At 45.8% G+C, this 13376-nt stretch carries 11 protein-coding genes; 10 read left to right on the top strand and 1 reads right to left on the bottom strand.

What is annotated here, in order from left to right; genetic code table 11:
- The first annotated feature begins 48 nt into the window (after positions 1-48).
- The gene (locus tag J4N43_RS22255) at positions 49-1635 is read left to right on the top strand and encodes a BCCT family transporter (protein WP_005373846.1); all 1587 of its coding nucleotides are present in this window, start codon (positions 49-51) and stop codon (positions 1633-1635) included.
- 62 nt (positions 1636-1697) lie between these two features.
- Here the strand turns inward: J4N43_RS22255 and J4N43_RS22260 are convergent, their stop codons facing one another.
- Positions 1698-2426, bottom strand: a complete 729-nt coding sequence (locus J4N43_RS22260; RefSeq protein WP_005387087.1) for a UTRA domain-containing protein — start codon at positions 2424-2426, stop codon at positions 1698-1700.
- 210 nt (positions 2427-2636) lie between these two features.
- On the opposite strand from J4N43_RS22260, the gene J4N43_RS22265 reads away from it, so the two are divergent.
- The 9 genes from J4N43_RS22265 (at position 2637) to J4N43_RS22305 (ending at position 13159) form a co-directional block, all read left to right on the top strand.
- Entirely contained in the window at positions 2637-3704 is a 1068-nt protein-coding gene (locus J4N43_RS22265) for an ABC transporter substrate-binding protein (RefSeq protein ID WP_158159466.1), read from the top strand.
- A gap of 12 nt (positions 3705-3716) precedes the next feature.
- Entirely contained in the window at positions 3717-4541 is an 825-nt protein-coding gene (locus J4N43_RS22270; RefSeq protein ID WP_005373854.1) for an alkaline phosphatase family protein, read from the top strand.
- Entirely contained in the window at positions 4538-5428 is an 891-nt protein-coding gene (locus J4N43_RS22275) for an ABC transporter permease (RefSeq protein ID WP_158159465.1), read from the top strand. The genes J4N43_RS22270 and J4N43_RS22275 overlap by 4 nt, the downstream gene beginning before the upstream one ends.
- Before the next feature lie 2 nt (positions 5429-5430).
- Complete coding sequence (locus tag J4N43_RS22280; protein ID WP_065969830.1) at positions 5431-6219, top strand: ABC transporter permease; 789 nt, start codon at positions 5431-5433, stop codon at positions 6217-6219.
- The gene (locus J4N43_RS22285) at positions 6216-7235 is read left to right on the top strand and encodes an ABC transporter ATP-binding protein (RefSeq protein ID WP_005373862.1); all 1020 of its coding nucleotides are present in this window, start codon (positions 6216-6218) and stop codon (positions 7233-7235) included. The genes J4N43_RS22280 and J4N43_RS22285 overlap by 4 nt, the downstream gene beginning before the upstream one ends.
- A 2-nt stretch (positions 7236-7237) precedes the next feature.
- A complete protein-coding gene (locus tag J4N43_RS22290) occupies positions 7238-7897 on the top strand; it encodes an HAD family hydrolase (protein ID WP_158159464.1) in 660 nt (219 codons plus the stop codon).
- A gap of 192 nt (positions 7898-8089) precedes the next feature.
- On the top strand, positions 8090-8746 hold the full coding sequence (locus tag J4N43_RS22295; protein ID WP_021707693.1) for a TetR/AcrR family transcriptional regulator: 657 nt from the start codon (positions 8090-8092) through the stop codon (positions 8744-8746).
- Positions 8733-10061, top strand: coding sequence for an efflux RND transporter periplasmic adaptor subunit (locus J4N43_RS22300; RefSeq protein WP_017633564.1), 1329 nt, complete (start codon positions 8733-8735; stop codon positions 10059-10061). The genes J4N43_RS22295 and J4N43_RS22300 overlap by 14 nt, the downstream gene beginning before the upstream one ends.
- Positions 10058-13159: an efflux RND transporter permease subunit gene (locus tag J4N43_RS22305; RefSeq protein ID WP_158159463.1), complete on the top strand. Its 3102-nt coding sequence runs from the start codon at positions 10058-10060 to the stop codon at positions 13157-13159. Before J4N43_RS22300 ends, J4N43_RS22305 begins: the two co-directional genes overlap by 4 nt.
- The last annotated feature ends 217 nt before the right edge of the window (positions 13160-13376 follow it).

The raw sequence follows: 13376 nt of genomic DNA on the forward strand, positions 1-13376 counted from the left end.
ATGTGAGGGGAAATGCACGGCTTCATAGCCCTAAAAAGCGAAGTAATTATGTCAAATATGACGAATGCCGCCTCCCACACAGCGCCTATTCAGGATGCTGACTATTCTGCTATTCATCCCCCATCTTTACTCAAGCGCCTCGAACTCACCAATCCTGTCTTTTGGTTAAGTGGTAGCTTCCTCACTCTATTCGTTTTACTTGCTCTAACGAATACCGACTCTCTAACCGCAATGGTTAACACCGGCTTCGGCTTTGCTACTAAATATTTCGGAGCTTACTGGCAAGTACTGCTTCTTCTGAATTTCCTAATTGGTTTGGCTCTTGCGTTTGGTCGCACTGGTTATGTGCGCCTAGGTGGTCTAGCGAAACCTGATATTGATAACTTTAAGTGGTTGTCAATCGTACTCTGTACTCTACTTGCAGGTGGTGGTGTGTTCTGGGCCGCAGCTGAGCCTATCGCGCACTTTGTGACTGCTCCGCCTCTATACGGGGAAGCCTCACCGAAAACTGCCGCAATCAATGCCCTATCTCAGTCTTTTATGCACTGGGGCTTCTTAGCTTGGGCGATCCTTGGTGGTCTATCTTCCATTGTCTTAATGCACTTGCATTACGATAAAGGCCTGCCTCTTAAGCCGCGTACTCTGCTTTACCCTGTTTTTGGTGATAAAGCCATTAAAGGCTGGATTGGTGATGTTGCTGACGCATGTAGCATCATTGCAGTAGCAGCAGGAACCATCGGTCCTATCGGCTTCTTAGGTTTACAAATTAGCTACGCGCTAAACTCATTGTTTGGCCTGCCAGATACGTTCGTAACGCAAAGCATGGTTATCATGGCGGCGATCCTGATGTATACCCTTTCCGCACTGAGCGGTTTGAGCAAGGGTATTCAAATCGTCAGTCGTTACAACATCATTTTGTCTGTACTATTAATTGGTTACATCCTGTTCTTCGGGCCGACAAGCTTTATCGTTGATGGCTACGTGCAAGGCGTTGGTCGTATGGTGGATAACTTCTTCCCTATGGCACTTTACCGTGGTGATACAGGCTGGCTAAGTTGGTGGACAGTATTCTTCTGGGGTTGGTTTATCGGTTATGGCCCAATGATGGCGATCTTTATTGCTCGTATCTCTCGTGGTCGTACAATTCGCCAATTAATCATGTCTATTAGCATCGCGGCACCGCTGATTACTTGCTTCTGGTTTAGTATCGTTGGTGGCAGTGGCCTTGCGTTTGAACTTGATAACCCTGGTTTGATTTCATCTGCGTTTGAAGGCTTTAACTTGCCTGCAGCACTGCTAGCGATTACTGGTGAATTACCTTACCCAATGATCATTTCGGTTCTGTTCCTGATCTTAACGACAACATTTATCGTGACGACGGGTGACTCGATGACTTACACAATCAGTGTAGTGATGACGGGCTCAACAGAACCAAACGCAGTGATTCGCTCGTTCTGGGGTCTGATTATGGGTATTGTCGCTATTGCGCTTATCTCAATGGGCTCTGGTGGTATTTCTGCATTGCAGTCTTTCATTGTAATTACTGCCGTACCTGTGTCTTTCATTTTGCTGCCAAGCATTTGGAAAGCACCCGGCATTGCAAGCAGAATGGCAAAAGAGCAAGGCCTCGTTTAAACCGCCTCTCTAACCAATATGCGAAAAAGAGCCCTTCATTGGGCTCTTTTTAATTCTGCGCTTTATCCTACGCTATCAATGCGAATCATCACGGCGTCTGGACGCCAATACTCGAATTCGCAGTCCATTAAATGCCCATCTTGTTTGTAGTTTACCCGCCGAATTTTCAGAACGGGTTGTCCTTCAGCTAGGTTCAACGCCTTAGCGACATGAGCAGGAGCTGACGTTGGAATCACATCAAAACGAGAGCGCTTTGTCTCGTAACCATACTTCTCACGATAAATGCCCGTCAGGGACATGGTGAGGTTCTCAGACAATATACCCTCAAACAGTGCCGCTTTGAGCACGTTCTCAACAAACAATACCGCTCGCCCATCAATAAAACGTAACCGTTCAATTACATAAATTGGGGTAATTCGCTCCACCTCTAACGATTTGGCATACTCACCTGCGGCCATTTCACTTCGCACGTTGAGTAACTTAGTTTCTGCAATACGATGCTGCTCTCGAATCATCTGATGGAAGTGAGAACGAGACAACGGGTTGTAACAGATACGCTCAGGAGATACATACCAACCCCGGCGCTCTTCTCGATAAATAAGACCTTCCGTTTCCAAAGACACCAACGCATCTTTGATAGTGATTCGAGTTGTAGAAAACAGCTCACTGAGCTCTCTCTCTGACGGCAGTTTTTGTCCTTCCGACATGATGCCGGAAAGAATCTGCTGTTTTAAGCTGCTTCTAATTTTTCCTAATTGGGTACCAAATTGTCCGGTGCCTGTCGCTCTCATTCTGATCTAGTCCAACGATAATTTGACGAATAACATAAGGCGTTTACGTAACAAAAATATGACATTAATCAACAGAACACATACTGAACGTATGAAATATAAGTGCCACATAAAATCAGCAAAACTGTCAAATTACTTGCGCTAAATCGTCACATTCCATCCATAGCATACAAAGCGAACTTACTGACCTAGTCCAGAAGGATGGAGACAATGAAAACTTTGCTAAGTCGTTCAATTACCGCACCAGCGGCAATCATTGCGGTAACGCTCGCTACGCCAACAGTAGCGAAAGAAGCCGATATTGAATCTTTGGTAGCAGCAGCACAAAAAGAAGGGGCGGTTTACAGTGTGGGTATGCCTGACAGTTGGGCAAACTGGAAAGACACTTGGGCTGATTTAAAGTCAAATTACAACCTTAAGCACCAAGACACGGATATGAGCTCGGCTCAAGAAATCGCAAAATTCGAAGCTGAGAAGAAAAACGCGACCGCAGACATTGGTGACGTAGGCTTTGCCTTCGCACGTGTAGCGGTTAAAAAAGGCGTCACTCAGCCATATAAACCAACAACTTGGAATGACATCCCAGATTGGGCAAAAGACGAAGATGGTCATTGGGCACTTGCTTACACTGGCACTATTTCTTTTATCTCCAACAATAACCTCGTAAAAGACGCGCCAAAAACGTGGGATGACCTATTAAAAGGCGACTACAAAGTGACCGTAGGGGACGTAGGCGTAGCAGCACAGGCAAACAACGCGGTTCTCGCCGCAGCGTTCGCCAACGGTGGGGACGAATCCAACCTCAAGCCTGCGCTCAAATTCTTTTCTGAACTCGCGAAGCAAGGTCGTCTTTCATTTACCGATCCGAACATCGCCAACCTAGAAAAAGGCGAAGTTGAAGTGGCGATCATGTGGGACTTCAATGCATTGAACTACCGCGACAAAATTGACCGCGACCGCTTTACAGTGAGCATTCCTCAAGATGGCTCTGTGATTTCTGGTTATACAACCATAATCAATAAACACGCGAAGAACCCTAATGCAGCAAAGCTTGCTCGTGAATACATCTTCAGCGATCAAGGGCAAATCAACTTAGCAGAAGGTTATGCGCGTCCAATCCGCACCAACATCACACTGCCTCAAGCAGTGCAAGACAAGCTAATTGCTAATGACCAATACAGCAATGTTCACCCAGTGACTGACTTCTCAGCTTGGGAAAAGTCCGCACGTAAGCTGCCACGTCAATGGCAAGAAAGTGTCTTAATCCACCAGCAATAAGAGTAAGTCGTTATGAGCAATAAGGTCATCCTTGTTGTTCTAGATGGACTGAACTATCAGGTAGCCCGTGATTGCATGGGCTACCTCAATGGTCTTCTAGAGCAAAGTCGTTCCCAACAAGAAACTCGCGCAACGCTTTATCCTGTGCAGTGTGAGCTGCCCTCTATGTCTCGCCCACTTTATGAGTGCATTTTAACGGGCGTTCGCCCTGTAGAAAGCGGCATCGTAAACAACAATATCGTTCGTCTATCCAAACACGATTCCATTTTCAGTTTGGCAAAAGCCCAAGGAAAAGTGACCGCTGCGGCTGCCTACCACTGGGTAAGTGAGCTTTATAATCGCGCGCCATTTGAACCTGTTCGCGATCGTTTCACGCATGATGAAACCCTGAATATCCAGCACGGCTGCTTTTACCATTGGGATCATTATCCTGATGAAGCCTTGTTCCTGGACGCAGAGTATTTACGCCGCAACTATCAACCTGATTTCTTATTGATCCATCCGATGAATATCGACGATACAGGACATAAGTTTGGCCTAGACTCTCGCCAATACCGCAATTGTGCGCGAGGTGCAGACATTATTCTTTCCAACTACATCGATCAATGGCTTGCTGATGGGTATCAAATCATTGTGACCAGCGATCATGGCATGAACAACGATCTTTCTCACGGTGGGATTTTACCTGAAGAACGAGAAGTTCCCCTGTTTGTCATTGGTGATAAGTTTACCCATCAAGATTGTCATATTAAGCAAACTGATATTTGTGGCACCGTTTGTCAATTGCTAAACCTTGACCACACGAAGCCATACACTCAGGAATTGTTAGCACTATGAGCAGTTCAGTCCTCTCCCCAAGCTCTAGCGAATCACGTTCAAATTTGGCAAGTACTTGGTTAAAGCGCTTTAAGCCAGCCATTTGGTTGGCACCTTTCGCACTGTTTTTCTATCTATTTCAACTCGCACCGATGATTTGGGTGCTGTTAAACAGCTTTATCTACGATGGCGAGTTTGCCTTCGATAACTACATTGAAGTGCTCGACTCCGCCTTTATGATGCAGGCGTTTGGCAACAGTTTGTGGTTAGCTGTGTGGTCGAGCATTTTTGGCTTAGCCATTGCGACTCTGTTGGTCTCTTCTCTACGCAGAGTCGATTCTAAAGTCCGCGACGGTGTGATTGCGTTTACGAACATGAGCAGCAACTTTGCAGGCGTACCTCTGTCATTCGCTTTTATCATTATTTTGGGCACCAATGGGGCGATTACCCTTTTGCTCAAGCAGTATGGCTTACTCGGTGATTTCGACCTTTATGGTAAATGGGGTCTGCTGGCCATTTACATCTACTTCCAAATCCCGCTGGCGGTGTTGTTGCTCTACCCTGCGTTCGATGCGTTGAGTGATGATTGGCAAGCAGCTGCTGCGCTACTGGGAGCCAAAACATCACAGTATTGGGCGAAAATCGCGCTGCCAGTGCTCTCACCAGCCTTATTCGGTACCTTTATTATCTTAATAGCCAACGCAATCGGCGCATATGCGAGTGTTTATGCGTTGACCTCCGGTAACTATAACGTCATCACAATTCGAATTGCGAGTCTGGTATCGGGAGACCTGTTCCTTGAACCTAATCTCGCCGCTGCAATTTCGGTGGTTCTAATGGTGTTACTTGCCTTTATCACATTGATTAACCAATGGCTCATTTCGAAAAGCTATGCAGGTAGGAAGTAGTCATGCACAACGTTAATACTCGATTCCATAAAACAGTGGTTTATTCCATTGTTGGGATCATGCTCATCCCGATTTTAGCGACCTTTGTCTATTCGCTTTCATCACGCTGGGGTGCCACGGTGCTTCCAGATGGTTTCACTTTTGATTGGTACGTTAAATTGCTGACCGACCCACGCTTTTTGCAAGCGTTTGGGCGTTCGCTGTTTATTTGTATTGCTTCGCTAACCCTCAGTGTGCTTCTGGTTCTGCCAGCGATATTCGTGGTGTTTTACTACTTTCCGAAGCTCGATAAGCTCATGAACGTATTGATTTTGCTACCATTCGCTGTACCACCAGTGGTGTCCTCCGTCGGCTTGCTTCAACTTTATGCTGACAGTGAAATCTCCCTTATCGGTACTCCTTGGATTCTAGTAGGTACTTACTTCACCATCGCGTTACCGTTCATGTATCGTGCGATTTCTAATAGCTTCGAAGCAATTAACCTTAACGATTTAATGGACGCTGCACACTTGCTAGGGGCAAGCACAACCAAAGCGTTTTTGATGGTCATTTTACCTAACCTCAAAAAAGGACTGATGGCATCGCTTTTCCTTTCATTTTCATTTCTATTGGGAGAGTTTGTGTTCGCCAATATTTTAGTCGGCACACGTTATGAAACCCTGCAAATCTACTTGTATAACATGCGTCAGACGAGCGGCCACTTTACGTCTGCCTTAGTGATGACCTACTTCCTATTTATTTTTTTACTGACTTGGTTGGCAAGTCGTTTCAGCCGAGGAGTCAAACAATGAGCTACGTAACAGCGAAAAATCTGACTAAACGTTTTGGTGATAACACCGTATTTGAGGACATTCACTTTAACATCGAGCAAGGTGAATTCATTACGCTTTTGGGCCCTAGCGGTTGTGGTAAATCGACACTACTTCGCAGCCTTGCTGGGCTTAACCCTGTCGATGGAGGCGAGATTTGGGTAAACGGAGAAGATATCACGCATCAAGTCCCGCAAGAGCGTGGTATTGGGATGGTCTTTCAATCGTATGCGCTGTTTCCCAATATGACCGTCGAAGGCAACATTGCATTTGGCTTAAAAATGAAAAAGCTTGCGAATGATGATATTCGACGTGAAGTGGCTAAAGTCATCAAACTGGTGGATCTGGCAGGTAAAGAAAAACACTATCCGCATCAACTTTCTGGCGGTCAGCGCCAGCGTGTCGCACTCGCTCGAGCATTGGTGGTGAAACCTCGCATATTATTGCTTGATGAGCCACTTTCTGCGCTTGATGCCAAAATCCGCAAACACCTTCGTCAGCAAATCCGAGACATTCAGAAAGAGATGAATCTCACCACTATCTTCGTAACTCATGACCAAGAAGAGGCGATGATTATGTCTGATCGTATCTTCCTAATGAGTAAAGGGGAAATTGTTCAAGCAGGAACACCTGAAGAAATTTATACTCATCCTGCTAACGAGTTTGTGGCCGGTTTCATGGGGCACTACAACCTTGTAGAGGCCAATAAAGCCAAGCAACTCTTCAACATTGATACCGAATGGAAAGTAGCGATTCGCCCAGAGTCTATATATGTAAAAGAGCAAGGTCGTCAATATGATAGCCACATCTCAGCGCCACAAGTAGGTACGATCACCAACCACCAGCTTCTAGGTAATGTTATTCGCTATCAAGTGAACGTTGAAGAGTGTGAGCTCACTGTTGACTTGCTTAACCGCTCTTCAGAACGCTTACTAGCGAATGGCAGCCAACTAGAGCTACTCTTTAACCTAAACGAAATTCAACCAGTGAGAGCCTAAACATGTCCAAACCTTTGTATGTTTTTGATATGGATGAAACCCTAATAAACGCTGACTGCGCAATGATTTGGAACGAGTTTATGGTTGAGAAAGGCATCGCGACTGATCCTTTATTTATTCAGGAAGATCAGCGTCTAATGGCCTTGTACTCTGAAGGCAAAATGGACATGGAAGACTATCTAGCGTTCTCCATGAAGCCACTAGAAAACATGCCGATTGAAGAAGTAAATGCCTTGGTTGAAGAATGTGTTGAAAGCCATATTTTGCCTAAACAGTTCCCTCAAGCCAAAACCCTGATTGAGCAACTGTCTCGTGATGGTATAGATATGGTTATCATCTCTGCCAGCGTCACTTTTTTGGTGGAAGCCGTTGGTCGCCGTCTTAATATTCCAACCGCACTCGGAATTGATTTAATCGAGAAAAACAACCGTTATACTGCTGAAATCGACGGTATTCCGAGTTATCGTGAAGGCAAAGTCACGCGATTAAAACAGTGGCTAGAAAATCAGCCTGAGCCTTATTCCGAAATCCATTTCTATACCGATTCAATCAACGATTTACCGCTTTGTGAATACGCGAACTACGCTTATCTGGTAAATCCATGCCCACAACTAAAAGAACACGCCAACAGACCGAATTGGAGTGTGTTAAGTTGGGGGTGATATAGCCTCACAAGACCGTTCTTCCTAAGTAAATACTTTTCTATTTGTTCAAAGAGCAGTTCTTTCTGCTCTTTTTTACTTCTCTTCATCACAAATTAATCACTTGATTAAATACTGATTAATTTTTCACATGTCGCATGAGAAATCAGCGTCTTATAATTAATCAAATGTTTAATATTTTGAGAGAAGATTGTGACGGAAGCGCATCGAAGGGCGGGAAGACCCACAGATAATATCGACGCAAGGGAAAAACTGATTTTCCACGCGCGCGAACTCTTCACCATTATGGCTTATGACAAGGTCTCTACTCGCCTAGTCGCGCAGAAAGCAGGCGTGAACGTGGCGATGATTCGTTACTACTTTGGCAACAAAGAAGGCTTGTTCGAGACCATGTTGCGCGAAACACTGTCACCGATGCAAAAGCAGATGCAGACGTTGGTATCCAACAGTAACGAGCAAAACTTTCTCGATCTAATGCGCACCTACTACCGCGAAATGATCAAGGTACCACAGTTCCCACGCTTAGTTGCCCAAGTTATGAATATGCCCCCATCGGAAACCCAACGCAAACTGCTCGAAAAAGTCTTCGCAGATATCAGTAAGCCAATGCAAGGCGTGATCTTTGATAAGTTGATCGACAGTGGCGTTTTACGAAAAGACGCCGACCCTCAACTTTGTCGCGTCTCTTACATCAGCTTGATGGTATTTCCTTTTATGGCACCACCAGCACTGCTCGCCATTCATGGCATTGAACTTTCTGAAGCCTTCTTGAACCGATTATTCGAACACAACATACAACTGATGAAACATGGATTTTTAGACTCGGGCGACCAATATGAAGATAAATAAAAAGCTGCTGTTCTTTCCTGCTCTTGCGGTGGGGGTCGTCATTCTGTTTTTGGCGATTAGCCTCAAACCAGATTTGCCCGTAAAACCCGCTGGAGATCGTGCACGGTTGGTCGAGACGATTCCACTTGAGCTCAAAGCCATTGCTCCAGTAGCCATAGGGTTTGGCAAGATCGCCCCAAAAGTGGAATGGAAAGCGATAGCCGAAGTGACGGGGAAAGTGGTCTACCGCCATCCGCAGCTGGAAAAAGGACAAGTGTTGCAAGCAGGGACAGAAATCTTGCGAATCGACCCACTCGATTACGAACTGAAACTGGTTCAAGCTCAAGCCGATCTCAAATCTGCTCAAACCTCTCTGGCTAAGCTGAACCAAGAAGAAGCGAATCTCAAAAGCACACTCAAGATAGAAGCCAACCGTCTGGTTATCGCCAACAAAGAGTTAGACCGTAAACAAAACCTACGTAAGAAAGGCTTAACCTCGCAATCGGATGTAGATCAGCAAGAGCAAAGCGCGCTCTCTCAACGTAAGTTAGTGCTGGATATTGAAAATCAAATTGGTTTGATGCCGGATGAGAAACGAGTCGCGGAAGCCCTAGTTAAAGTTAATGCATCAAAAGTGGATGAGGCCGAACGCTCGCTTGATAAAACCATCATCACGCTTCCTTACGATTTGCGTATTGCTGACGTAGAAATTGAGAAAAAGCAAGTGGTTAACCTCCAACAAACCATGGTGACAGGACATGGTATTGATGTCATGGAAGTGGAAGCTCAACTATCCATTCATGACATGCAAACTTTGGCGGCGAGCATCGGTGAGTTTGTCCGCGATGAATCTGGTATTCCACAACCTGATATGAATGCGATTCATGCCAACATTGAACTCAGCAGCGGTAACCTCTCTGCAAGCTGGCCAGCAAAAGTTGCACGCATCAGTGAAACGGTTGATCCAAGCCAAGCGACTGCCGGTGTGATTCTGGAAATTGAACAAGACTACCGTGCATTAAACCCAACGTCTGCGCCTCCATTGGTGAACGGCATGTTTGTGCGTGCCTTGATTGAGGGACAAGAGAACCCGAGTTGGGTCATCCCAGAGCGTGCGCTTCATGGCGATAAGATTTACCTGATGGGCGATGACAATCGTCTGCAAGTCGTGACGGTTGAAGTGTTATATCGCCGCAATAACCAAGTGGTGATCGATGGTGAACTAGAGCAAGGTCAGAAGCTGATCATCAACGATTTGCTCCCTGCGATTAACGGCATGCTATTGAAAGAGTCACCTGAACAGTCAGAAGCCACTATTGAGGAGTCTGATTCATGATCCGATTCTTCGCCAAGCATCCAACAGCAGCCAACTTGCTGATGCTAACGCTGCTGATATTGGGGATTTCTTCACTTTCCACGATTAAGCGTGAAACCTTTCCTGAGTTTGATCCGCCCTACATCCTAGCCGGTGTGGTTTACCCTGGCGCTTCCCCGCAAGAAGTCGAAGAGAGTATCTGTGTCCGAATGGAAGATGCTGTTGATGGCCTTGCTAACATTGAAGAAACGCAATGTGAAGCGATTGAAGGCTCTGCGCGTCTTATCTTAAAACTGAATGAAGAAGCCGACATCGGGCGCATGCTGGTTGATGTTCAGACTCAGATCAACTCGATTAATGACTTCCCACAAGAGATTGAATCCCCCGTTGTACAAGAGTTGGATTGGAATGAGCCAGTTGTGGATGTCGCGATCACTGCAGACACCACATGGCCAGAGCTAAAAGCCTATGCAGAACAACTTAAACGCACATTAAAGCTCGATTATGATGTGTCTTTGGTTGAAGTTGCAGGCTTCTCTGACCACCAATACCGAGTAGAGCTAGACACTCAAGCTATTCGACAACTTGGCTTAAGTGTTGGCGATATTGCTGAGCAGATTGGTCGTCAGAACGTCAAGTTGCCAAGTGGTAATGTCGAGACGCCAGATAAGAACTTTCTGATCCGCTTTGATGAACGACGTGTGACGCCAGAAGAGCTTGAGACTATTGTCGTGGGCTCTGGTCCAAATGGATCAATCATCCGTCTAAGAGACATTGCGACGATTACCGACCGATTTGAATTGGACGAACAGAAAGTCCTCTTTGATGGTCACCCTTCTGCCCTACTAAAAGTCAGCAAAAACAAAGAAGACGATGCACTGCGCATTAAAGAACGTGTTGCTCAATTTGTCGAAGAACAACAAGCCATCGCGCCAGACGGTGTGATGCTACAAATGACCAATGACCTTTCATCCGTGCTTTGGGATCGCCTGACCATGATGGTCAAAAACGGTTGGCAGGGTATCATTCTGGTTTTCGCCACCATGTGGTTGTTCTTTAGTTTTCGCTACTCTTTTTGGGTCGCAGCTGGTTTGCCCGTAGCCTTCTTAGGTGGCTTATTTTTGATGGCGCAACTTGGCCTGTCCATCAACATCATGTCTTTGGTCGGGTTACTCATGGCCATCGGTATCATGATGGATGATGCCATCGTTATTGCCGAATCGATTGCCGCTCACCTCGACCGAGGAGAAGAGATCGATGATGCCGTTATCAAAGGAGTGAAAAAGGTACTGCCAGGGGTAATTTCTTCCTTCCTAACCACGGTGTGTATTTTCGGTAGCTTGTTATTCCTGCAAGGTGAAATGGGTGCAGTACTTAAAGCGGTGCCTCAAGTTCTGATCCTCGTTTTGAGTTTGAGTTTGGTGGAAGCCTTCTTGATTCTACCTAACCACCTTTCTCACTCACTACACAAACAAAAGCAAGAGCGAAAAACACCGAAGTTCAAACAAAAGCTGCTCGCTTCTTTTGAAAACTTCCGCAACACCACCTTGGTCAACGCAGTGGATAAAGTGGTCGAGTATCGCTATGCCTTTATGGGCAGTGTGGTTGCCTTGCTTCTTATCTCCGCTGCCACGTTAGTTGGCGGTTTGCTCAAGTTCCAACCCTTCCCTGAGTTGGATGGTGATATTGCAGAAGCGCGCATTATTCTTCCTCCGGGTTCTTCTCTGTCTCAAACGGAAGCCGTCGTCGATAAGATCGTTGCTTCCGCTCAAAAGTTAGATAAAGAATGGACAGAGAACGTGGAAGACGGCAATCCATTGGTTCTGCACATCACCAGTCAATTCAACGCTAACGCCGACGCGAATGAATCTGGCCCTCACATTGCCACGGTACGTCTGGATTTGCTGGGCGCAGAGAGTCGTAACACTCTCATCGATGAATTTATCGATGCATGGCGCGAAGACATTGGTGAACTTGCCGATCCTATCTCACTGGTATTTAAGCAACCGACCATGGGGCCGGGTGGACGAGCGATTGAAATTCGAGCGAAGCATGATGATCTGGATGCGCTCAAAGCAGCTTCTATCGACATTCAGCAGTACTTGAATGAGTTTGACGGTGTCCATGGCGTGTTGGATGACATGCGTATGGGTAAAGAAGAAGTTTTGGTTAAACTGCGTCCGGGTGCAGAAGCTTATGGGATTAACGGCCAACTCATCGCCAATCAATTGCGTGCGGCTTTCTTTGGCCAAACCGCAGACGAAATCCAAGTTGGTGTAGAAAACATTTCCATCGAAGTTCGCCTCGATAAAGCACAAGCCGGTGACTTGCAGCAATTGGCAAACTTTCCAATTATCTTGTCCGATGGCAGTCAAATTCCACTAGCGACCATTGCTACTTTGGATTTCCAACGTAATTACGTAAGAATCCAGCGCATTGATGGCTTGCGCACTGTGAGCGTATTCGGTGATATCGACAACACGAAAGCCAACTCAACCGCCATTATTCGTCAGTTCCAACAGGATGAAGCACCAAAGCTTATGCAAAAGTATCCTGGTCTTCGCTTTGATTTTGAAGGCGAAGCCAAAGATACCGCTGAAACTGGCGCATCAATGGGTAAAGGCTTCTTGCTTGGTTTGTTTGGCGTGTTTGCGATTCTGAGTTACCAATTCCGCAGTTATTTGGAACCATTCGTGGTCATGCTTGCGATTCCACTCGCCTTTATTGGCGTGGTATGGGGACACATCCTACTCGGTCACTCATTAAGTATGCCGAGTATGATGGGCTTTGTCTCACTAGCGGGGATTGTGGTGAATGACTCGATTCTGTTAGTTCAGTACATACGCCATCATGTCGATGAAGGGGATAATGTGCACGACTCAGTAGTCAAAGCCAGTCGGGAACGCTTTAGAGCAGTATTCCTGACATCAATGACCACTGCAGCAGGTTTGCTTCCGTTACTGACTGAAACCAGTTTGCAAGCACAGGTTATCCAACCACTGGTTATCTCCATCGTGTTTGGTATTTTCGCATCCACTCTGCTGGTGTTGTTTATGATCCCTGCTGCGTATGCCATTTTAGCTGACTTCGGCCTAGTCCATAAGCACGAAGAAATCTAAAACGACTGATAAGTAAACTTATCAAAATGCACAAGAGCGGCTTAGGTCGCTTTTTGTTCAATACCAATGCGTTAAAAAACACACAATCACTTAACAAACAGAGGGTTATTGTGTCTCATTAAGTGTGAATATGAACAGTTAAGGATTAAGTATGTTGAGTTTTATATAACCAAATCAAATAACCAACACAAGATTTATAATATGTCTTATTGTCAAA

The organism is Vibrio sp. SCSIO 43009 (genome assembly GCF_023716525.1).
GTDB classification, from domain to species: Bacteria; Pseudomonadota; Gammaproteobacteria; order Enterobacterales; family Vibrionaceae; genus Vibrio; species Vibrio alginolyticus.

What these genes read in the sequence shown, in the direction of transcription:
- J4N43_RS22280 (WP_065969830.1), top strand. Translation starts at nt 5,431, where the DNA reads ATGCACAACGTTAATACTCGATTCCATAAAACAGTGGTTTATTCCATT.
- J4N43_RS22255 (WP_005373846.1), top strand. Translation starts at nt 49, where the DNA reads ATGTCAAATATGACGAATGCCGCCTCCCACACAGCGCCTATTCAGGAT.
- J4N43_RS22265 (WP_158159466.1), top strand. Translation starts at nt 2,637, where the DNA reads ATGAAAACTTTGCTAAGTCGTTCAATTACCGCACCAGCGGCAATCATT.
- J4N43_RS22270 (WP_005373854.1), top strand. Translation starts at nt 3,717, where the DNA reads ATGAGCAATAAGGTCATCCTTGTTGTTCTAGATGGACTGAACTATCAG.
- J4N43_RS22305 (WP_158159463.1), top strand. Translation starts at nt 10,058, where the DNA reads ATGATCCGATTCTTCGCCAAGCATCCAACAGCAGCCAACTTGCTGATG.
- J4N43_RS22260 (WP_005387087.1), bottom strand. Translation starts at nt 2,426, where the DNA reads ATGAGAGCGACAGGCACCGGACAATTTGGTACCCAATTAGGAAAAATT.
- J4N43_RS22300 (WP_017633564.1), top strand. Translation starts at nt 8,733, where the DNA reads ATGAAGATAAATAAAAAGCTGCTGTTCTTTCCTGCTCTTGCGGTGGGG.
- J4N43_RS22290 (WP_158159464.1), top strand. Translation starts at nt 7,238, where the DNA reads ATGTCCAAACCTTTGTATGTTTTTGATATGGATGAAACCCTAATAAAC.
- J4N43_RS22275 (WP_158159465.1), top strand. Translation starts at nt 4,538, where the DNA reads ATGAGCAGTTCAGTCCTCTCCCCAAGCTCTAGCGAATCACGTTCAAAT.
- J4N43_RS22285 (WP_005373862.1), top strand. Translation starts at nt 6,216, where the DNA reads ATGAGCTACGTAACAGCGAAAAATCTGACTAAACGTTTTGGTGATAAC.